This window comes from Brevundimonas sp. 2YAF1 (genome assembly GCF_052114745.1).
In the GTDB taxonomy this organism is placed as follows: Bacteria; Pseudomonadota; Alphaproteobacteria; order Caulobacterales; family Caulobacteraceae; genus Brevundimonas.
In genome coordinates, this window is the sequence record NZ_JBFRFI010000006.1 from 158676 (window position 1) to 178327 (window position 19652).

At 66.3% G+C, this 19652-nt stretch carries 16 protein-coding genes; 11 read left to right on the forward strand and 5 right to left on the reverse strand.

The window, feature by feature from the left end; all coding sequences use genetic code 11:
- Nucleotides 1-258: 258 nt before the first annotated feature.
- Genes AB4Y68_RS10175 through AB4Y68_RS10190 form a run of 4 tightly spaced genes read left to right on the forward strand, consistent with a single transcriptional unit; the run spans nucleotide 259 to nucleotide 3766 of the window.
- Entirely contained in the window at nucleotides 259-1383 is a 1125-nt protein-coding gene (locus AB4Y68_RS10175) for an MlaE family ABC transporter permease (protein WP_441455488.1), read from the forward strand.
- 8 nt (nucleotides 1384-1391) lie between these two features.
- Nucleotides 1392-2168 (forward strand): ABC transporter ATP-binding protein, encoded by a 777-nt coding sequence (locus tag AB4Y68_RS10180; RefSeq protein WP_441455621.1) that lies wholly within the window; start codon nucleotides 1392-1394, stop codon nucleotides 2166-2168.
- A gap of 15 nt (nucleotides 2169-2183) precedes the next feature.
- Nucleotides 2184-3122: an MlaD family protein gene (locus AB4Y68_RS10185; RefSeq protein WP_441455490.1), complete on the forward strand. Its 939-nt coding sequence runs from the start codon at nucleotides 2184-2186 to the stop codon at nucleotides 3120-3122.
- Nucleotides 3119-3766: an ABC-type transport auxiliary lipoprotein family protein gene (locus AB4Y68_RS10190; protein ID WP_441455491.1), complete on the forward strand. Its 648-nt coding sequence runs from the start codon at nucleotides 3119-3121 to the stop codon at nucleotides 3764-3766. The genes AB4Y68_RS10185 and AB4Y68_RS10190 overlap by 4 nt, the downstream gene beginning before the upstream one ends.
- Before the next feature lie 218 nt (nucleotides 3767-3984).
- Here the strand turns inward: AB4Y68_RS10190 and AB4Y68_RS10195 are convergent, their stop codons facing one another.
- Nucleotides 3985-4635 (reverse strand): 3-oxoacid CoA-transferase subunit B, encoded by a 651-nt coding sequence (locus AB4Y68_RS10195; RefSeq protein WP_441455493.1) that lies wholly within the window; start codon nucleotides 4633-4635, stop codon nucleotides 3985-3987.
- Nucleotides 4635-5339: a CoA transferase subunit A gene (locus AB4Y68_RS10200; protein WP_441455494.1), complete on the reverse strand. Its 705-nt coding sequence runs from the start codon at nucleotides 5337-5339 to the stop codon at nucleotides 4635-4637. The genes AB4Y68_RS10195 and AB4Y68_RS10200 overlap by 1 nt, the downstream gene beginning before the upstream one ends.
- A 193-nt stretch (nucleotides 5340-5532) precedes the next feature.
- On the opposite strand from AB4Y68_RS10200, the gene AB4Y68_RS10205 reads away from it, so the two are divergent.
- Nucleotides 5533-7995: a prolyl oligopeptidase family serine peptidase gene (locus tag AB4Y68_RS10205; RefSeq protein ID WP_441455496.1), complete on the forward strand. Its 2463-nt coding sequence runs from the start codon at nucleotides 5533-5535 to the stop codon at nucleotides 7993-7995.
- 154 nt (nucleotides 7996-8149) lie between these two features.
- Here the strand turns inward: AB4Y68_RS10205 and AB4Y68_RS10210 are convergent, their stop codons facing one another.
- On the reverse strand, nucleotides 8150-9040 hold the full coding sequence (locus AB4Y68_RS10210; protein ID WP_441455497.1) for a LysR family transcriptional regulator: 891 nt from the start codon (nucleotides 9038-9040) through the stop codon (nucleotides 8150-8152).
- A 103-nt stretch (nucleotides 9041-9143) separates the two neighbouring features.
- Here AB4Y68_RS10210 and AB4Y68_RS10215 point away from each other — a divergent pair, with 103 nt between their 5' ends.
- From AB4Y68_RS10215 to AB4Y68_RS10240, 6 genes are all read left to right on the forward strand, one after another.
- The gene (locus AB4Y68_RS10215; RefSeq protein ID WP_441455498.1) at nucleotides 9144-11297 is read left to right on the forward strand and encodes a malate synthase G; all 2154 of its coding nucleotides are present in this window, start codon (nucleotides 9144-9146) and stop codon (nucleotides 11295-11297) included.
- A 514-nt stretch (nucleotides 11298-11811) separates the two neighbouring features.
- Nucleotides 11812-12123, forward strand: coding sequence for a hypothetical protein (locus AB4Y68_RS10220; protein ID WP_441455499.1), 312 nt, complete (start codon nucleotides 11812-11814; stop codon nucleotides 12121-12123).
- A 95-nt stretch (nucleotides 12124-12218) separates the two neighbouring features.
- Nucleotides 12219-12830 carry a hypothetical protein gene (locus tag AB4Y68_RS10225; protein ID WP_441455500.1) on the forward strand — a complete coding sequence of 204 codons (612 nt, stop codon included), beginning with the start codon at nucleotides 12219-12221 and terminating at the stop codon, nucleotides 12828-12830.
- Between the two features lie 119 nt (nucleotides 12831-12949).
- Nucleotides 12950-13705 carry a hypothetical protein gene (locus AB4Y68_RS10230; protein WP_441455501.1) on the forward strand — a complete coding sequence of 252 codons (756 nt, stop codon included), beginning with the start codon at nucleotides 12950-12952 and terminating at the stop codon, nucleotides 13703-13705.
- Between the two features lie 5 nt (nucleotides 13706-13710).
- A complete protein-coding gene (locus AB4Y68_RS10235) occupies nucleotides 13711-16230 on the forward strand; it encodes a hypothetical protein (protein ID WP_441455503.1) in 2520 nt (839 codons plus the stop codon).
- Complete coding sequence (locus AB4Y68_RS10240) at nucleotides 16227-17174, forward strand: hypothetical protein (RefSeq protein ID WP_441455505.1); 948 nt, start codon at nucleotides 16227-16229, stop codon at nucleotides 17172-17174. The genes AB4Y68_RS10235 and AB4Y68_RS10240 overlap by 4 nt, the downstream gene beginning before the upstream one ends.
- 71 nt (nucleotides 17175-17245) lie before the next feature.
- Here the strand turns inward: AB4Y68_RS10240 and AB4Y68_RS10245 are convergent, their stop codons facing one another.
- Both AB4Y68_RS10245 and AB4Y68_RS10250 read right to left on the reverse strand, forming a co-directional pair.
- The gene (locus AB4Y68_RS10245) at nucleotides 17246-17671 is read right to left on the reverse strand and encodes a hypothetical protein (RefSeq protein ID WP_441455506.1); all 426 of its coding nucleotides are present in this window, start codon (nucleotides 17669-17671) and stop codon (nucleotides 17246-17248) included.
- Between the two features lie 438 nt (nucleotides 17672-18109).
- A complete protein-coding gene (locus tag AB4Y68_RS10250; protein WP_441455508.1) occupies nucleotides 18110-19453 on the reverse strand; it encodes an MFS transporter in 1344 nt (447 codons plus the stop codon).
- Nucleotides 19454-19652: the final 199 nt, after the last annotated feature.

Consider the following 19652-nt stretch of genomic DNA (forward strand, 5'->3'; position numbering starts at 1 on the left):
TCATCGAACGGGCGTCTCCTCGCTGAACGAAACGCTGCGGCCGGCGTTGAAGCTCCGCCGTGGCAGGGAGGGCGAAGGTTGCAGGGTCAAGCGTCGGACTCTTCGGCGACAGAAAGTCATCGCCCGTTGACAGGATCGGCGCGGCTGGGTCTAAGCCTCGCTGTATCGGCGATGCCGACGGCGACCGGATTTCGCGCTAAAGGAGGATGCGAGCCTATGTCTATGCGCCTTCCTTCATCTGTGGCGGTGATCTGAGCGATGAGTCGGGCGGCCCAGTTCCAGATAGAGGACGGCGAAGGACAGGGAGCGGCGACGCTGCGCCTGACCGGCGACTGGTCCACCACAGGCATCGGCCGGCAGGGCGACCGTCTTGGCGCCGAACTGGGCGGCAGGGCCGTGGGCGCGCTGGATCTGACGGAACTCGGCCGCTTCGATACCGCCGGCGCCCTGGCCGTGGCCCAGGCGACGACGCGGCCTATTCCCGAGGCGGCCTGGGCCGACCGGCCCGAGGCGGGCCGCATCTACGCCATGGTCGAGAAGCTGGAACGCGAATCCATCGCGCCGCCCCGCCGCTCCCACCCCCTCACCCGCACCTTCGCCAAGATCGGCCTGGGCGTTTACGACTTCGGGGCCGAAGCGGTGCTGTCGCTGGCCTTCCTGGGGCGGCTGATCGTGGCCGTCGGCTCGGCGCTGAAACATCCCGGCGCCATCCGCTGGCCCGCCTGGTTCAGCCAGGCCGAGCGGTCGGGGCTGGACGCCATCCCCATCATCGCCGTGACCAACTTCTTCATCGGCGCGGTCATCGCCTTCCTGGGGGCCAACATGCTGACCCAGTTCGGGGCGGGGGTGTTCACGGTCCAACTGATCGCCGTCTCGGTGTTGCGCGAGTTCGCCGTGGTCATCACCTCCGTCCTTCTGGCGGGTCGGTCGGCCTCGTCCTTCGCCGCCGAGATCGGCTCGATGCGGATGAACCAGGAAGTCGACGCCATGCAGGTGATGGGCGTCAGTCCGTTCCAGGCCCTGGTGATCCCCCGCCTGGCGGCCATGCTTCTCATGCTGCCGCTGCTGACCTTCGTCGGCATGGTGGCGGGTCTGTTCGGCGGCATGCTGGTGACCTGGAACGAACTGGCCTACGGCCCGGCCTTCTTCATCCAGCGCATCACCGAAGACCCGACGATGGACACGCATCTGATGGTCGGCCTGGTCAAGGCGCCCGTCTTCGCCGTGGTGATCGCCGCCATCGGCTGCCGCCAGGGGATGTCGGTGGCCGGCGACGTCGAGAGCCTGGGGCGGCGGGTCACGGCGGCGGTGGTGCAGGCCATCTTCGCCATCATCTTCCTCGACGCCGTCTTCGCCATGATCTTCCTGGAGCTCAACCTGTGACCGCGCCGATGGACAAGCCGGCGCGCGAAAACCTCATCGAGGTGCGCGGCCTGCTGAGCCAGTTTGGCGACCGGGTGATCCATCAGGATCTCGATCTGGATGTGCGGCGCGGGGAGGTCCTCGGCGTGGTCGGCGGCTCGGGCACCGGCAAGACGGTGCTGCTGAACTCCATCATCGGCCTGAAACAGCCCGAGGGCGGATCGGTGAAGCTGTTAGGTTATGACCGCGATCTCATGACCAAGGCCGAGGCGGCCGACGTCGAACGGCGCACGGGGGTGCTGTTCCAGCAGGGGGCCTTGTTCTCGTCCCTGAGCGTGCTGGACAATGTCGCCGCGCCCCTGGTCGAGCACACCAAGCTGCCGCGCAACGTGATCCGCGAGCTGGCCGAGATGAAGATCGCCATGGTCGGGCTGAAGCCCGAGGCGCTTTATCTGAAGCCGGCCGAGCTGTCGGGAGGAATGCGCAAACGCGTCGGACTGGCCCGCGCCCTGGCGCTGGACCCCGAACTGATTTTTCTGGACGAACCCACAGCGGGGCTGGACCCCATCGGCGCGGCGGCCTTCGATCAACTGATCCGCGATCTGTCGGACGACCTGGACCTGACCGTCTTCATGATCACTCACGACCTCGACAGCCTCTACGCCATCTGTGACGAGGTGGCGGTTCTGGCCGACAAGCGCGTCGTTGAAAAGGCCACGGTTCAGGAACTGGAACGTTCCGATCATCCCTGGATCAAGGAATACTTCCTCGGGCCGCGCGGTCGCGCCGCCCATAAGGCCGCTTGAGGAGAGCGGGACGAGATGGAAAGAGACGCCCACTACGCCGCCGTCGGCATCGCCACCGTGGCCTTGATGCTGGCGCTGGCCGTGTTCACGATCTGGCTGGCTCGCCTGCAGTTCAACAACGACTACGACGTCTATGACATCGTCTTCTCCGGCCCTGTTCGCGGCCTGTCGGAAGGCGGCGAGGTGCATTTCAACGGCATCCGCGTCGGCGAGGTCACGGCGTTGAACCTGGACCCGAAGAAGGGCGATCAGGTTATCGCCCGGGTCCGGCTGAACGGCACGACGCCGGTGCGCACGACCTCGCGGGCCCAACTGGAGCCGCAGGGCATCACCGGCCTGAACTACATCCAGATCACGGCGGGCGAGCCGAACAGCCCCCTGCTGAAAACCCAGTATCCCGAGAACGTCATCCCGGTGATCCAGAGCCAGCCCAGCCCCATCGCGGAACTGCTCAGCGGCTCGGGCACGGTGCTGGCCCAGACGGTGGACGCCCTGAACCGGATCAACCGGGTCATGTCGGACGACAACATCCGGTCCTTCTCGACCAGCCTCAAGAATGTCGAGGAACTGACCGTCCAACTGGAGGCCCGCAAGGGCATGTTCCAGCAGTTGGAAGAAACCCTGACCAAGGCCAACGCCGCCGTCGGCGAGTATCAGAAGCTGGGCGCTACCGCGCGGCAACTGGTCGAGACGGATGGTCGTCAGGCCATCGCCAACATCAACAAGGCGACGCAGGAAGCCCAGACCGCCATGGCCTCGATCAACCGCTCGGCTTCGGGACTGGAGGGGCCGCTGGGCGACTTCGGAACCCAGACGGCGCCGCAACTGAGCGACACCATCCGTCAGCTGGATCAGGCGACGCGCTCGCTGCAGTCGCTGATCGACAACGTGCGCGAAAGCCCGCGCGACTTCATCAGCAAGGCGCCGTCCAAGGAAATCGAGGTGCAGCCATGATCCGCCAGACCTTCCTGACCCAGTCCTTCATGACTAGGGCGCTGCTGATCGCCTCGGCGTCCGTCGCCCTTTCCGGCTGCGCCCTGCTGGCGTCGCCCGAGCCGGTGCAGCTCTATCGTTTCGGCGGCGCATCGGCGTTCGCGGGGACCGGGATGATGTCCGCCTGTCCTGACGTCAGCGTCAGCCTGCGCCGGGTGGACTTCACAGAGGCGGCCCGCGGCGACCGTCTGCTGGCCGTGACCGGGGCCGAGGCGGCCTATATCAAGGGCGCGCGCTGGGTGTCGCCGGCCGAGACCCTGTTCGAGGAAGCCCTGCGCAACGCCTTCGCGGACGGCGCGGCCTGCACGGTCATGAGTTCCGGCCAGCTGACGCGCGACGGTCTGCTGCTGAGCGTGGACGTGCGCCGGTTCGAGGCGGATTACGCCGCGCCGGGCGCCGTGCCGGAGGTCAATATCGTGGTGCTGCTGCGTCTGGTTCGACCGGGTGATCGGACGGTCGTGGCCGAGGAGCGGATGTCGGTCGGCGAGAACGCGGGCGAGAACCGGCAGTCGGCCATCGTCGCGGCATTCGATCGGGCGAGCGCGGAGGTTAACCGCCGCATCGTGGTCTGGACCGATCAACAGGCGGGACGGGCGACGAAGTAGAACCCTTCTCCCCTCGAGGGAGAAGGTGGGCGCCGGAGGCGCTCGGATGAGGGGGCGCGTCCATGCACGCAACGGCCGACGGTGAGCGTGAGGTAAACCTCCCCCTCATCCGTCTCGCTCCGCGAGCCACCTTCTCCCTCGAGGGGAGAAGGAAGAATAGAAAAACCCCGACGGCCTCGCGGTCGCCGGGGCTTCTGTTTTCAGACGGGGAGGGCGATTCAGCCCAGGCCCGGCGCGACGGTGTAGGTCGCCTCGGTCTTGGCTGCGACCTCGTCCAGGGTCACGCCCTCGGCCAGTTCGATCAGTTCCAGACCCGAACCGTCCGGCTTGACGTCGAAGACGGCCAGATCGGTGATGATGCGGCTGACCACGCCCGTGCCGGTCAGGGGCAGGGTGCATTCCTTCAAGACCTTGGACTGGCCGTGCTTGTTGGCGTGGTCCATGACCACGACCACGCGCTTGACGCCCGCGACCAGATCCATCGCGCCGCCCATGCCCTTCACCAGCTTGCCGGGGATCATCCAGTTGGCGATGTCGCCGTTCTGGGCCACTTCCATGGCGCCGAGGATCGACAGGTTGATGTGGCCGCCGCGGATCATGGCGAAGCTGTCGGCGCTGCTGAAATAGGCCGACTCGGCGATCTCGGTGATCGTCTGCTTGCCGGCGTTGATCAGGTCGGGGTCTTCCTCGCCCTCATAGGGGAAGGGGCCCATGCCCAGCATCCCGTTCTCGGACTGCAGGGTCACTTCCATTCCGGCGGGGATGTAGTTGGCCACCAGGGTCGGGATGCCGATGCCCAGGTTGACGTAGAAGCCGTCCTGCAGCTCCTGGGCGGCGCGCTCGGCCAGTTGTTCGCGAGTACGAGCCATTATGCGGTCTCCCGGCTGCGGACGGTGCGCTGTTCGATGCGCTTCTCGGACACGGTCTGGATCAGGCGGTCGACATAGACGCCCGGCGTGTGGATGTGGTCGGGGTCCAGCGAGCCGGTGGGGACGATCTCCTCGACCTCGACGACCGTGACCTTGCCGGCGGTGGCCATCATCGGGTTGAAATTGCGGGCGGTCTTGCGGAAGACGAGGTTGCCGCGCTCATCGGCCTTCCAGGCCTTGATGATAGCCAGGTCGGCGATCAGGCCGGTTTCCATGACGTAGTCCCGCCCATCAAAATTGCGCACTTCCTTGCCTTCGGCGACCAGGGTGCCGACGCCGGTGGCGGTGAAGAAGGCGGGGATGCCGGCGCCGCCCGCGCGGATGCGCTCGGCCAGGGTGCCCTGGGGATTGAACTCCAGCTGCAGTTCGCCGGCCAGGTACTGCCGCTCGAATTCCTTGTTCTCGCCGACGTAGGACGAGATCATCTTGGCGATCTGCTTGGTCTCCAGCAGCTGGCCCAGACCGAAGCCGTCCACGCCTGCGTTGTTGGAGATGACGGTCAGCCCCTTCACGCCCGAGGCCTTGAGCCCGGCGATCAGGTTTTCGGGAATGCCGCACAGCCCGAAACCGCCGGACATGACGGTCATCCCGTCAAAGGTCAGGCCCTCCAGCGCGGACGTCACGTCAGCGTAGATCTTGCGCATCGCTCTCCCTTTTTCACCGTCTGATGAATATTGCGGTCTTATCCGTCCATAAAGCGGGCGAGGGCGGGGAGCAAGCGCCCGCATTCCGGTCGAAGAGTTCCAGCAAAGCCTTTCGGGTTGACCCCTGGGCAAGCTGACCCCTAGACCAAGGCGCTCCGAAAGTTTGGGGCGGATCCTTTGGGGGGAAGCGTTTATGCGTCGTCAACTGTTGAAGCAGGCCCTGCCTGTCCTGGTCCTTCTGGCCGCCGTGCCCGCCCTGGCCATGCCGGCCGCCGCCCAGGCACCCGCCGCCTCCACCACCTATCATCAGCCGCCGCAGCCGATCGCCCAGATCCTGGACTCCAAGCCCAATCCCACGGCCAGCGTCAGCCCGGACCGCCGCACCCTGCTGCTGCAGGACCGGTCGAACCTGCCGACCATCGCCGAACTGGCCGAGCCCATGCTGCGCCTGGCCGGCTACCGTATCAATCCGCAGAACAACGGCCCGGCCAACAGCCGCGTCACCTGGCTGACCGGTCTCAGCTTCCAGGCGGTCGACGGCGGCGCGGCCCGCATCGTGGCGGGTCTGCCCCTCAACGCGCGGCTGACGAACGTCAGCTGGGCGCCGAACGGCAAGGCCGTGGCCTTCCTGCTGAACACGCCGACCGGCCTTGAGCTGTGGACCGCCGACGTGGCCTCGGCCCAGGCGCGCCGCCTGACGGGACCGACTGTCAACGCCGCAGCGGGCGCCGGCTTCAGCTGGCTGCCCGACGCCTCGGGTCTGTTGGTTCAGGCCGTGCCCGCGGGCCGCCGCGCCGCGCCCGACGTGACCCGTCCGCCCTCGGGCCCGACCGTGGCCGAGACCGGCGGTCGCGCGGCGCCGGTGCGCACCTATCAGGACCTGCTGGCCGACGCCGGCGACGAGGCCCTGTTCGAGCACTACTTCACCAGCCAACTGACCGTCGTGCCGCTGAACGGCCGCGCCCGCACCCTGGGCCAGCCCGGCGTCATTCTGGGCGCTTCGGTGTCGCCGGACGGCCGTTATGTCCTGCAGACGCGGGTCAAGAAGCCCTATTCCTATGTCGTGCCGGCCAACCTGTTCCCGGCGGACGTCGTCATCACCGACCTGAACGGGCGTGAAGTGCACCGCGTCGCCGACCTGCCGCTGCGCGACAACGTGCCGACGCCGTTCGACGCCGTGGCCCCCGGCCCCCGCGCGGCCCAGTGGCGCGCCGACGCCGACGCGACCCTGGTCTGGGTCGAGGCTCAGGACGGCGGCGATCCGCGCAACGCCGCGGAGGTCCGCGACCGTGTCCTGATGCTGCAAGCGCCGTTCAACGACCGTCCGCGCACCCTGATCGACCTGAAGGAACGCTATTCCGGCGTGAACTGGGGCCGCGACGACACGGCCATCGTCAACAGCCGCTGGTTCAACACCCGCCACGAGACCCGCACCCTCGTCGATCCGTCCAACCCCGGCGCAGGCCGCGTTCTGGTCGATCGCAACTATCAGGACCGTTACAACGATCCGGGCTCGGTCGTCGTCGAGCCGAACGCGCGCGGCCGCTCGGTCATCCGCTTCACCGCCGACGGTACAAAGGTCTTCGTCGAGGGCGACGGCGCGACGCGTCAGGGCGAGTATCCCTTCCTCGACACTCTGGACTTGAAAACCGGCGAGACGGCGCGTGTCTGGCGCTCGGCCCAGGGCGAATACGAAAGCGTCGTCGGCATCCTGGACGACGCGGGCCGTAAACTGGTCACCTATCGCGAAAGCCGCACCGACCCGGCCAACCTGCGTCTGCGCGACCTCGACGGCGGCGTGACGCAACTGACCCAGTTTCCCGATCCGGCCCCGCAACTGGCCGAGGTGAAGCGCGAACTGATCACCTATACGCGCGACGACGGAGTCCAACTGTCGGGCACGCTGTATCTGCCCGCCGGCTACGACAAGGATCGCGACGGTCCGCTGCCCCTGGTGATGTGGGCCTATCCGGCAGAGTTCACTGACGCCGCCGTGGCCGGTCAGGTGGTGGATACCGAGAACCGCTTCGTGCGTCCCAGCGGCATTAGCCACCTGTTCCTGCTGACCCAGGGCTACGCTGTCCTCGACAACCCCTCCATGCCCATCGTCGGCAAGGACGGGGCCGAGCCGAACGACACCTATATCGAGCAGTTGTCGGCCAGCGCCAAGGCGGCGGTCGATGCGGTGGTGGCCCTGGGCGTCGCCGACCGCGACCGGATCGCCGTGGGCGGGCACTCCTACGGCGCCTTCATGACGGCCAACCTGCTGGCCCACACCGACCTGTTCAAGACCGGCATCGCCCGCTCGGGCGCCTATAACCGCACCCTGACGCCGTTCGGCTTCCAGGCCGAGCAGCGGAACTACTGGGAGGCGACCGAGACCTATAACGAGATGTCGCCCTTCACCTACGCCAACAAGGTCAACGAGCCGATCCTGCTGATCCACGGCGGGGCCGACGACAACTCCGGCACCTTCCCGGTGCAGTCGGAGCGCTTCTATGCGGCGCTGAAGGGCAATGGCGCCACGGTGCGTTATGTCGTCCTGCCGCTGGAAGCCCACGGCTACCGCGCGCGGGAATCGGTCGGCCATACGCAGTGGGAGATGGTCACCTGGCTGGATCGGTATCTGAAGCCGAAGACGGCGGTGGCGCAGTAATTCTGACCCTTCTCCCCTTGAGGGAGAAGGTGGCAGGCGAAGCCTGACGGATGAGGGGTGCGAGGAAGCTAGGCTCACGGCTTCCCAGCGTCGCGCTGACACCCCTCATCCGACCCTGCGGGCCACCTTCTCCCTCAAGGGGAGAAGGAAAGGCTTACCTGTCCCATTCTGGCACATCTCCGTACAGGCCGGACAGAAACTCGATAAAGGCCCGGACTCGGTTCTCGGCGCGGGCCCGTCCGGCGGTCAGGGCGAAGACGGCGACGTCCGACGCCCCGGCATACTGGGGCAGAACCCGGCTCAGCCGCCCGTCGCGCAGTTCCTCGCCCACGTCCCAGGTCGAGCGCAGGGCGATGCCGGCGCCGGCCAGAACCAGTTCGCGCGCCACCTCTGATGAATTAGTCCGCACCCGGCTGCGGGCGCGAAAAGTTACAGGGCCGTCGGGGCCTTCCAGCCGCCAGGCGGACTGGTTCTCGGCCGCCAGTTGGGCGTGGGCGCGCAGATCGTCCAGCGTCCGAGGCGCGCCGTGTTCGGCCAGATAGGCGGGCGTCGCGCACAGGACCCGCCGGTTTGGGGCCAGCCGGTGCATGGCCGGGTTGTCGCCTTCATAACTGCCGATGCGGACGGCGACATCGACGTCCTCGGCCATCAGATCGACGAAGGCGTCGGTCAGGTTCAACTCCAGCGTCAGCCGGGGATGGGCGTCGAGGAAGGGCGTCAGCAGCGGCGCCAGCCGTCGCCGTCCGAATGAGGTCGGGGCCGAGACCCGCAGCATGCCGCGCGCCTGGGTGGTGCGGCGCGACACCAGGCTTTCCAGATCGTCCACCCCGTCGAGGATGCGCACGGCGCGATCATAGACCATCCGCCCGGCCTCGGTTGGGGCCAGCCGTCGCGAGGTGCGCTCGATCAGCCGCACCCCCAGCCGGTCCTCCAGCCGCGCCAGTCGCCGCGAGGCCACGGCGGGCGACAGGTCCAGCCGCCGAGCGGCGGCGGACAGGCTGCCTTCCTCCAGGCTGCGGACGAAGATCTCGTACTCGTCGAGCATGACAGGGTCTCATCATTGCTAATTCAGCAAAGATAACCGTCCTTCTTTGTCGTGGATAGGGCGCGGGCGCGCGGCTAGGGTCGAGGCTCAAGGAGAACCCGCCATGTCCGCCATCTATGTCCGCCACGGAAGCCTGAACGTCGCCGCCGAATTGGACGCCTTCGTGCGCGACGAGGCGGCGCCGGGGACGGGCGTGACGGCGGAGGCCTTCTGGGCCGGGTTCGAGGGGTTTCTGGCCGACCATGCGCCGACGAACCGGGCGCTGCTGGCGCGGCGCGACGACCTGCAGGCACGGCTGGACGACTGGCACCGCGCCCATCCGGGTCCGCCGGACCCCGACGCCTATCAGGCCTTCCTGCGTGAGATCGGCTACATCGAGCCCGAGCGGACCGACGCGCGCGCCGAGACGGCCAATGTCGATCCCGAGATCGCGACCTTGGCCGGACCGCAACTGGTCGTGCCCCTGACCAACGCCCGCTATCTGCTGAACGCCGCCAACGCGCGCTGGGGCAGCCTGTACGACGCCCTCTACGGCACGGATGCCTTGGGTGAAGCGCCCAAGGGCGGCGCATATGACTCTGAGCGCGGTGGCAAGGTCATCGCGCGCGCCCGCGCCTTGCTGGATCAGGCGGCGCCATTGGCGGTCGGCTCGCATGCCCAGGCGACGGGTTATCGCGTCGAGCATGGACGGCTGGTCGTGACGCTGGACGGCGGGATCGAGACTGGCCTGTCCAGCGCGGCCGCCTTCGTCGGCTATGCGGGCGAGGCTGCGGCCCCCTCGGGCGTGCTGCTGCGTCACAACGGCCTGCATCTGGAGATCGTTATCGACCGCGCCCATCCGATTGGCCGCACCGATCCGGCGGGCGTGGCGGATGTCGTGGTCGAGGCGGCCCTGTCGGTCATCGCCGACGCCGAGGACAGCGTCGCGGCGGTGGACGCCGAGGACAAGCGGCTGGTCTACGCCAACTGGCTGGGCCTGATGCGCGGCGACCTGTCGGCAGGCTTCGTCAAGGACGGCCAGACGGTGCAGCGGCGCATGAACGGCGACCGGGCCTATGCGGCGGCGGACGGGACGGCCTTCGCCCTGAAGGGGCGCAGCCTGCTGATGGTGCGCAACGTCGGCCTGCACCTGACGACCGACGCGGTGCTGGACGGGGAGGGGCGCGAGGTCCCCGAGAGCCTGCTGGATATCGCCATGACCGGCTTGATCGGCCTGCACGACCTGAAGCGGCCGGCGGATCAGCGCAACAGCCCGGCGGGCTCCATCTACGTCGTGCGGCCCAAGATGCACGGGTCGGAGGAGGTCGCCTTCGCTGACGCCGTGTTCGACGCGGTCGAGGCCATGGTCGGCCTGCCGCCGTTGACGCTGAAGATGGGCATCATGGACGAGGAGCGGCGCACCAGCGTCAACCTGATGAACTGCATCGCGGCGGCCAAGGGGCGGGTGGCCTTCATCAACACCGGCTTCCTGGACCGCACCGGCGACGAGATCCATTCGGTGATGGAGGGCGGGCCGGTGGTCAGGAAAGAGGCTGTCCGCAACACCGGCTGGATCAAGGCCTATGAGGATCGCAACGTCGATATCGGTCTGAAGGCGGGCCTGTCGGGCCGCGCCCAGATCGGCAAGGGGATGTGGGCGGCGCCGGACCGCATGGGCGAGATGCTGGCGACCAAGGCGGCGCATCCGCGCGCCGGGGCCTCGACCGCCTGGGTTCCGTCGCCGACGGCAGCGACCCTGCACGCGCTGCATTATCATGAGGTCGACGTCTGGGCGCGGCAGGCCGAGATAAGGATGCGTCCCGCCACGGGACTGACGCCGCTGCTGACCCCGCCGTTTGCGACGGGAACGCCGAGCGCCGACGATATCCGCCAGGAACTGGACAACAACGCCCAGGGCATCCTCGGCTACGTTGTGCGTTGGATCGATCAGGGCGTCGGCTGCTCCAAGGTGCCGGACATCCACGACGTCGGCCTGATGGAGGACCGCGCCACGCTGCGTATCTCCAGCCAGCACCTGGCCAACTGGCTGCGCCACGGCGTGGTGACGGAGGGCGAGGTGAGGGCGGCGCTGGAGCGGATGGCCGTCGTGGTCGATCGCCAGAACGCGGGCGATCCCGCCTATCGCCCCCTGGCCCCGGCCTTTGACGGTGCGGCCTGGAATGCGGCCTGCGACCTGGTGTTCAAGGGCCTGGAGCAGCCCAACGGCTACACCGAACACCTGCTGACCGTCTGGCGACGCCGCGCCAAGGCGGTCTGAATTTTCAAGCGAAATACCTTCGCTGTCCCAAAATGAAGCGAAAGCTTGTCAAGCCTTAACGGCGCTCGTAGAACAGCGTCCGTTAACGTTTCATTAACCCTTACGGCAGGGGGCTGAGGCCATGTTTGCTGCGGGTGTGTGCCAAAATAGGATGGCACGTCTCTTGGAACGCTGACCGACGAAGCCCTGCCGTGGTGGCCAGGGCGACCGCCGAAGCGGTCTGGGGGCGGTGATTAGGATGACGAGGCACAATGCACGCGTTGCTGCGCTCAGCGCTCTCTGCATTGTTGGGGGGCTCGCGACCGAGGCCCACGCCATGGACTTGGCGCCTGTGGCGACCTCGAACCGGCTGCGCGTCGAAGTAGCCGGAGTGATCTCGCCGCGTTGTGCGGTGGGGCAGTCAGAAGGCTCGGCTTCGTTTGGCCAAGTGCTGGATATGGCTGGAGGCGGCACTCTCGCCCGTAGCTTGAAGCTGGATTTCACCTTCGACTGCAACAGTCCCTTTCGCGCCGTGATGACTTCGCAAAACGGCGGGCTTCTGGCCGACGCTTCGCCCGCCTCGGGCTTTCGTAATCGTATCATCTATGATGCCGCCCTGGCCCTGCCGAACGGCCGCGCCACGCCGTCCTGCGGCAGTGAACAAATGCGACGCGAGGCCGGCGAGCGCGCTGGCTGCGTCTTCCGCTTCAACGGTCGCGACGGCGCCTCGGGCGCTGCGTCAGTGAAGCTGTCCATGGCCCCGGATCCGTCGCCGGTTCTGGCGGGCCAATACCGAGATCGATTGGTCCTTCGCCTGTCGCCCATCCTGGGCGGGGAGAGGGACTGAGAGAAGTGACGACGGCGATTTCGCCGCCGCCATATTGGGGCCTGCGCCCCGTCAACGAACGAGGCTCGATGGGCCTCATCTTGGAGAGAATGACCATGAAAAAGCTGCTTCTCGCCGGCGCCGCTGTCGCCCTGATCGCCAGCCCCGCCGCCGCTCAAAACTGGCAGACGCAACAGTACGGCAACGACGGTGCCGCTCACTGGGCGCTGAACTCCAGCGTTGATACCTTCTGCAAGATCAACGCGGCGGCTCCCTCCATCAACTCTTACCGCGCCACGGCCACCCCGGGCGACAACGGCCAAGGCGGCACCGCGGCCAACTCGGACGGCACGCTGAGCCTGAGCATTCAGGAACCGACCACCAACACCATCCAGAACGCGTCGGCCTTCATCAGCTACGCCAACTCGCAGTGCAACACGCCCTTCACCATCACCGCCAACTCGCAGAACGGCGGCCTGCTGAACTCGACCAACACCACCACGGATACGGCCTTCGCCTCGCTCGTTAAGTATAATGTCGGCGTGCAGTTCGGCGCCCAGAACACGGGTGGGGCCGTCGCGGCTGGCGACTTCAGCCTGAACTGGGCCCAACAGCAGGCGACGGCCGGCACCTTCCGCTTCAGCGTGGACGTGCCCGCCCAGAACCGCCTGCTGCTGCAAGGCACTTATTCGGACTTCCTGAAAGTGACGATGACCCCGACCATCTAAGGCGGTCATAAGTCAGCTTTTAAGCAGGGCCCGGTCTCTACGAGGCCGGGCCCTGTCTTTCTTATCAGTTTTGAAACGGCGTGCGGCCAAGGATCGGCGGTTCCTGTTCGGAGATTCGAATGTTCCCCGCTTTTGTGAAACGGCTGCTGGCTTTCGCCACCCTGGCTTTGGTTTTCGTGGCGACGCCGTCGGCCGCCCTTCTTGTCCAGCCTGTCTTTCTGGATATGCGCTACAGCGGCATTCTGTCGAACGCGGGCATCCGCGTGGTGAATGACCGCAACCGTCCCGTTTCGGTCGAAGTCACCGTCAGTTCTGTGGACGTTCCCGAGCGCGGCGATGCCGTCTTCACCCCGATCGAGGGCGAGGATTTTCTGATCTTCCCGGCCGTCGCCAACATCCCGGCCAACGGTGCTCAGATTTTCCGCGTGCGCTGGATCGGTGACCCCGCCCAGGCCGAAGGCAAGATTTTCGCCTTCACCACCAGTGAATTGCCGCTGGAGATCGACGGCGAACCGACGGCGGCCGTTCAACTACTGTACGCCGTTCAAACGATCGTCGGCATCGGTCCGACCAATGCGCGCGCTCACATCGAGCCGATTTCGGTAGAGCGCATCTCCCGGCCCGACGGCAGCAAGGGCGTTATCGTCACTTTCGAGAACACTGGCGCGCTGCATGGCCAGGTCAGCGCGGCGACCATAACGCTGTCCGCGCCCGGCTGGTCGCGAAAGTTCACGCCCGGTGACATGTCGGCCGCAGTGGGACTGGGCCTCGTGCCCGCCCAGGGACGACGCGCCATGTTCCTACCCGTGCCTGATCTGCCGGAAAGCGGCGAAATTTCCGTCAACGCCGACGTTCCGCGCGTTTCAGAAAGCTGACGTCGATGAAGGGGGGGGAATACAAGATGCTGGCGGGGGCGACCGTGCTGGCCGCTTTCGCGGCCGGACCGCATGCTAGTGCGGCCGTTGGCAATGTTATTGAGACCAATTTCGACGGCCCGATCATGACGGCGCCCCGGCCGGTCGCCCAGAGGTCTGGCCACCAGGCGGACATCGAGTTGGTGGTGCCCGTCCGCGAACGTGGACCGCTGGGGCAGGCGACCGTTGTCATCGGCGCTGATGACCAGGTGCGAATTCGCGCTGCGGACCTGATCGGTCTGTTGTCCCGCATCATCACGCGAGAGGCCGTAGCTGCCCTGCTGACCTCCGCCGATGCGGACGGCTACCTCACGCCCGAAGCGGCGCGCGCCGCCAACTTTGACTTTGTGTTCAACCCCGGTCTGCTGGATGTCGCGGTGACCATTCCGCTGGAAGCTCGACAGCGCCAAACCCTGGGCCTGGGCTTCGACGCGGCGACCGAAGCGCCGCAGGTCACTGGCCGCCCCTCCGGCGTCGCGGCCTATCTCAACTACCGCGCTTCGCTCGATTATCTTCATCGGGCGACGGGATCTCGAGACGAGGGGTTTCAATCGCCCCGCTTCGACCTGGACTTCAATGGTTCCGTCGGATCTGTGGCGTTCGAAAACCTCCTTACCATCGACCCAGACGTCGATCAGTCGGTCCAGCGAAACGCTTCGCGTTTGATCTACGACCGGCCCGGCAACGCCCTGCGCTGGAGCCTGGGCGACCTGACCCCCGAAGGGACCTCGTTTCAGAGCGCGAGCGATATCGCCGGTCTCGGCGTTTCGAGGCTATACAGTCTGCGGCCCAATGATCGCTTCATCACTACGCGGTCGTCGCGCACTGTGACCCTACGCGAGCCCTCGACAGTCGAAATCCGCGTGAACGGCGTTGTGGCGCGCACGCTGATGCTTCAACCCGGCACATATGATCTGCGGGACCTGCCTCTGACGCAGGGCGCCAACGCCGTGGAGATCGTCGTCGAAGGGCCGTCGGGTGCCCGCGAGGTCATAGCCTTCGATTTCTTCAGCGACTCGACGTTGCTCGCGCCTGGAGTCGATGAGTTCTACTTCGCCGGCGGCGTCCGGGCGCCCCGCGAAGGCAACGAAATCAGCTACGAGACCGACGATCCGATCGTCTCGGGCTTCTACCGTCGCGGTATCAACGAGCAGTTCACCGTTGGCGCCAACCTGCAGGCCACGCGCGATGCGACGCTGGCGGGCGGTGAGTTGGTCTATGGAGGGCCGCTGGGGCTGAGCGCGTTCGATCTTTCGGCCAGCAATCGAAGCGGTCAGGGTTCCGGCTATGCGGCGCGTTTCGAGCACCGCATGTTCCGCGAGATGAAGAGCCTGCCGGGTCGCGAGACATTCGATTTCTCGATTGAGATGCGCAGTCGCGACTTTGGCCCGATCGAAAGCCTGGGGCCGAGCACCAACTACAGCGTTCAGACCGCAGCCCGCTACTCACGCCCGCTCAGTCGCAATCTGATCGCATCGGTGGGGGCGGACTACGGCAAGGGACGTGACGCGATGCGCGACCGTTACGGCCTGTCCGCTTTCGTATCATGGCGTGTCAGCTACGACACCAACGTTAACTTCGGCGCGACCTACAACTCCAGCGGCCTCGCCGGATCGGAGGCCAACGTTTTCGTCAATTTGACCCGTCGTTTCGGCGCCCGGTCGACCTTCTCGGCCGGCGCCGAAAGCCGCAACGGACTGCTGCGAACCGGTTATTCGCGAGCGCCAGAACGGTCGCTGAACGACTGGGCCTACAGCGTCGATGTCTCGCGCACCAACGAAGCCGTTGGGCTGAACGGAGCGGCGGTCTACATCGCCAATCGCGGCGAGTTCGAGATCAGCCACGCCACGGTGTTCGACAATGGCGGCGACATCGCCAACCAGCAGACGTCGCTGAGGGCTTATGGGGCGCTGGGCTATGCTGGCGGCCGGTTCGGCTTTGGGCGGCGGGTCTATGATTCCTTCGCGCTTGTGTCGGGCCACTCAAGCCTTGGGAATCGACCGGTTCTGATCCGGGGCGTGTCGGCCCTGGAGGAGAGCGGCCGCTCGGGTCCACTGGGTCCGGCGCTGGTGCCGCTGGGTTCCTACTATTCGCAGTCCGTTCCTTATGACGTCGAGGACCTGCCGATCGGCTATGATCTGGGTTCGGGTCTGTTCCAGGTGCAGCCGCGCCTGCACTCGGGTTACGCCCTCACCGTAGGGTCGGCCTATTATGTCACGGCTGCCGGCCTGATGCTGGATGACCAGGGTCAGCCGGCGAGTCTGCGCATGGGGCGGGCCGTTTCGCTGGATGATCCCGACGCGCCCCAGGCCGCGGTGGTCACCAACCGCCAGGGGCGTTTCGCCGTCAGCGGCCTTTCGGCGGGGCGGTGGCGCATCACATTGGTCGGCCAGCCCTCGCTGGTTTATGATATCGTCGTTCCGGACACGACCCTGTATCGGGCCGGCGAAGTCCGTCCGACCGGAACCGCAGGAGGAATGCGATGAATCGCAAGGCGTTGATGACGGCGGCGGCCTTGGCCGTCGCGACTGCAGCCGGTTCCGGGGCCGCGCAGGCCAACTGCGACCTTGCCTCGGTTCGCGTGATCTCCGACGGCGTGGTGTTGCGCTATGACCCCTTCGATCAGGACGACGCGCGCGGAGAGATCAGCGTGCGGCTGAGCGCCAATGACGCCTGCACCGACGCGCGGATCGAAATGGTTGTGGCCCCCGACATTGACAGCATCGGTCCGTCAGGTTCGCTCGAGGCTCGTGAGGGTTCGAACGGCGTGGTCGTTCAACTCACCTCGCAGATGGGGCCGGCGCGGATCGTGACCGATCCGCTCAGCGCTTTCGCCAGCCCGGCTCCAGCCGGGCGGCTGTCGGCATCGGGTTCGGTGACCGGGCCGGGCCTGCGGGTGAGCGCGCCCTATGGCCAGATCGTGCCGCCCGGTCGCTATCGCGCGCGCGCCACCTTGCTGACCCGCGCCATAGACACGGAGGGGACGGCCACGCAGGTGGTGGAAACGCCTTTCTACGTTGAGATTGAGGTCCAGCCGTCGTTTCGTCTGGCGGCTGGCGTCGAGCAGCGCTTGTTCCTGGGGGAACTGACGGCGGAGGCCACCAGCCAGCCCATGACGTTTAACGCCTATTCGAATGTCGGCTATGAGCTGAAGGTGCGCTCGGATCACCAGTGGCGGATGACCCTGGACGGGTCGAACGCGGCGGACGCACCCGGTGTGCCCTATAGCGTCGCCATCTCGGATCGCCTTGTTCGTCGTGATGGCGGGGAGGCTTCTGTGCTGCGCTTTGACCAACCGCGCACTGGGCGTCGCTCGCACGACCTAAAGGCCACCGCTTTGCCGTTCGACTCGAAGCCGGCAGGCGCCTATCAGGACTTCCTCACCATCGAGATCAGCCCGCGGCTGGGCGGCGGACCGGCTCCGGTCTAAGGCGGGTCGTGGCGTCTAATTGTTAGTTTCACTAGTCCCGCGGCGGCGATGCCGCCGCGGTCGAGAGTGTCTTACAATGGCGAAATCGAGACGCGCATGAAGACAGGCACCTGGGCGTCGGTCAGGGCAGCGTTAGTCAGGCGCCAGTTCGATGTGCGGACACGAGCTTCAGACGAGAACAACTGCAATTGGCCTGACGAGTCCACCGGCGCGTGTTCGGCTCCATGCGACAGCAGGCCGCTCGTGACGTTCACCAATTGTATGTCCATGCGATAGCCTTGAGTGTTGCAGACCTCGCGAACCAGTCCAAGTTCGATGGTGCCGTCCTGCATGAACAGCGCAGCGTCGCCGACTTCCGACTGCACGCGGCAGAAGGGCTGGATCACCGCTACAAGGTTAAGGCCGACACTGGCGTCGGCGGCGGAGACCGGGTTCGACAAGGCTGTGCTGGCGGCGAGTGACGCGATGGCCAAAGCGGCAGTCTGAAATGCGTTCACAAATCTTCTCCTTGCGGTTCGTCCCGATAGATCGCCGGTCTGAGTAAAAATCACGCGTAGAGACGTGCTTTACCTTAGCTGAGCAAACAGGGTTTTCAGCGGTTAGGGATGATGAACGGCATCATCCGCTCGCATCTTGATCGACGCGGGCTCGAAAATAATGTCGCCTTATTCCAGCCGCTAGTGACCAGTTCGAGCCGCGAAGCTTAAAGCGGCTTCACTAGGCTTCCGTCAGATATTCATCTGCGCGATGTTGAATGTCGGCCATCTCCGTCGGCGTTTTGTACCTGTGTTCCCCTATGTCAGTTCCATAGCTTTGCCGCTGGTTCCTTCCGCGTTTCGCCTCGCGACGCAGCGTTGCCCAGAACGCATGAAAAAGGGGGCGCGATCCGGATCGCGCCCCCGATAAGATGGGGTAGGGCCTGTCTGGTCAGGCGCTCAGGTCTTGGCGCCGGCTCGCCCCTGGGCGAGCTCGCGGTTCAGCCACAGCGCCAGCAGGGTGCAGATCGCGCCCGACAGCAGGTAGCCGCCGCCCGCAACCAGTCCGAACTTGCTCGACAGGGCGAGCGCCGCCAGGGGGGCGAAGCCGGCGCCGAACAGCCAGGCGAGGTCCGAGGTCAGGGCCGAGGCGGTGTAGCGGTTGGTCAGGCTGAAGCTGGAGGCGACGGCGCCCGAGGCCTGGCCGAACGACAGGCCCAGAAGCACGAAGCCGAGGATCATATAGGCCAGTTCGCCCGCCGCGCCGCCGTCCAGAAGTTGCGGCGCGAAGCCGCTGAAGGCCGCAATGCCCGCCGCCGTGACGGCCAGCACGGCGCGCCGGCCGTAGCGGTCGGCCAGCCAGCCCGAGGCCATGATGGCGGCCAGGCCGAACACGGCGCCGATCAGTTCGATGATCAGGAAGCGGTTGGGCGCCTCGCGCGTGAACAGGAAGACCCAGGACAGGGGGAAGACGGTCACCATGTGGAACATGGCGAAGCTGGCCAGGGGAGCGAAGGCGCCGATGACGATGCTGGACCCTTCTTCGCGCACGGCTTTGGTCACGGGGGTGGGGTGCAGCTCCAGAGTCTCGAAGGCGGCCTGGAAGGCGGGCGTGACCACGATGCGCAGGCGGGCGAACAGGGCCACGACGTTGATGGCGAAAGCGACGAAGAAGGGATAGCGCCAGCCCCAGTCCAGAAAATCGGCCGCCGACAGCTTGCTGATGAAATAGACGAACAGGGCGCTGGCCACGATCAGGCCGAAGGGCGCGCCGAGTTGGGGCACCATCGCGTACCAGCCGCGGCGGTTTGCCGGGGCGCTGACAGCGAGCAGCGACGCCATGCCGTCCCAGGCGCCGCCCAGGGCCACGCCCTGGCCGATGCGCAGCACGATCAGGACGACCGCCGCCCAGTGGCCGACCTGCGCATAGCTGGGCAGGAAGCCGAGGCAGACCGTGGACAGGCCCATCAGGACCAGGGCGATGGTCAGCTTGGTCCCGCGTCCGAAGCGCCGGTCGATGGCGATGAACAGGGCCGTGCCGAAGGGGCGGGCGATGAAGGCCACGGCGAACACCGCGAACGACAGCAACGTTCCGCCCAGCGGTCCCGCATAGGGGAAGACCAACTGCGGAAACACTACGACCGAGGCGATCGCATAGACGAAGAAGTCGAAGAATTCCGAGGTGCGACCGATGATCACCCCGATAGCGATTTCTCCGGCGTCGATTTTGCCGTTTCGCGCGTTGATCTGGCTGGCGTCCCGCTCGAGGGACTCTGAAGAAGGCGCGCCGCTGGTGGCGTTCATGACCGATGACGTTCCCTGGACCCGAGCGCGACACGCGCGCCCACACGGTAAGAATGGCGAAAGCCGTGATTTGCTCCCTAACGTCTGCGGACGGGATAGGACGGATTGTCCAATGTCGGGTTTGGGCCTGCGGCGCTACGGGCCAAGCACGATGACCGTGCCAGAGCCATCTTCTTCGACTGGAACCGACGTGCGCCGC

Coding starts and splice junctions, on each gene's coding strand:
- AB4Y68_RS10175 (WP_441455488.1), top strand. CDS start 259: ATGAGTCGGGCGGCCCAGTTCCAGATAGAGGACGGCGAAGGACAGGGA.
- AB4Y68_RS10180 (WP_441455621.1), top strand. CDS start 1,392: ATGGACAAGCCGGCGCGCGAAAACCTCATCGAGGTGCGCGGCCTGCTG.
- AB4Y68_RS10185 (WP_441455490.1), top strand. CDS start 2,184: ATGGAAAGAGACGCCCACTACGCCGCCGTCGGCATCGCCACCGTGGCC.
- AB4Y68_RS10190 (WP_441455491.1), top strand. CDS start 3,119: ATGATCCGCCAGACCTTCCTGACCCAGTCCTTCATGACTAGGGCGCTG.
- AB4Y68_RS10195 (WP_441455493.1), bottom strand. CDS start 4,635: ATGGCTCGTACTCGCGAACAACTGGCCGAGCGCGCCGCCCAGGAGCTG.
- AB4Y68_RS10200 (WP_441455494.1), bottom strand. CDS start 5,339: ATGCGCAAGATCTACGCTGACGTGACGTCCGCGCTGGAGGGCCTGACC.
- AB4Y68_RS10205 (WP_441455496.1), top strand. CDS start 5,533: ATGCGTCGTCAACTGTTGAAGCAGGCCCTGCCTGTCCTGGTCCTTCTG.
- AB4Y68_RS10210 (WP_441455497.1), bottom strand. CDS start 9,040: ATGCTCGACGAGTACGAGATCTTCGTCCGCAGCCTGGAGGAAGGCAGC.
- AB4Y68_RS10215 (WP_441455498.1), top strand. CDS start 9,144: ATGTCCGCCATCTATGTCCGCCACGGAAGCCTGAACGTCGCCGCCGAA.
- AB4Y68_RS10220 (WP_441455499.1), top strand. CDS start 11,812: ATGACTTCGCAAAACGGCGGGCTTCTGGCCGACGCTTCGCCCGCCTCG.
- AB4Y68_RS10225 (WP_441455500.1), top strand. CDS start 12,219: ATGAAAAAGCTGCTTCTCGCCGGCGCCGCTGTCGCCCTGATCGCCAGC.
- AB4Y68_RS10230 (WP_441455501.1), top strand. CDS start 12,950: ATGTTCCCCGCTTTTGTGAAACGGCTGCTGGCTTTCGCCACCCTGGCT.
- AB4Y68_RS10235 (WP_441455503.1), top strand. CDS start 13,711: ATGAAGGGGGGGGAATACAAGATGCTGGCGGGGGCGACCGTGCTGGCC.
- AB4Y68_RS10240 (WP_441455505.1), top strand. CDS start 16,227: ATGAATCGCAAGGCGTTGATGACGGCGGCGGCCTTGGCCGTCGCGACT.
- AB4Y68_RS10250 (WP_441455508.1), bottom strand. CDS start 19,453: ATGAACGCCACCAGCGGCGCGCCTTCTTCAGAGTCCCTCGAGCGGGAC.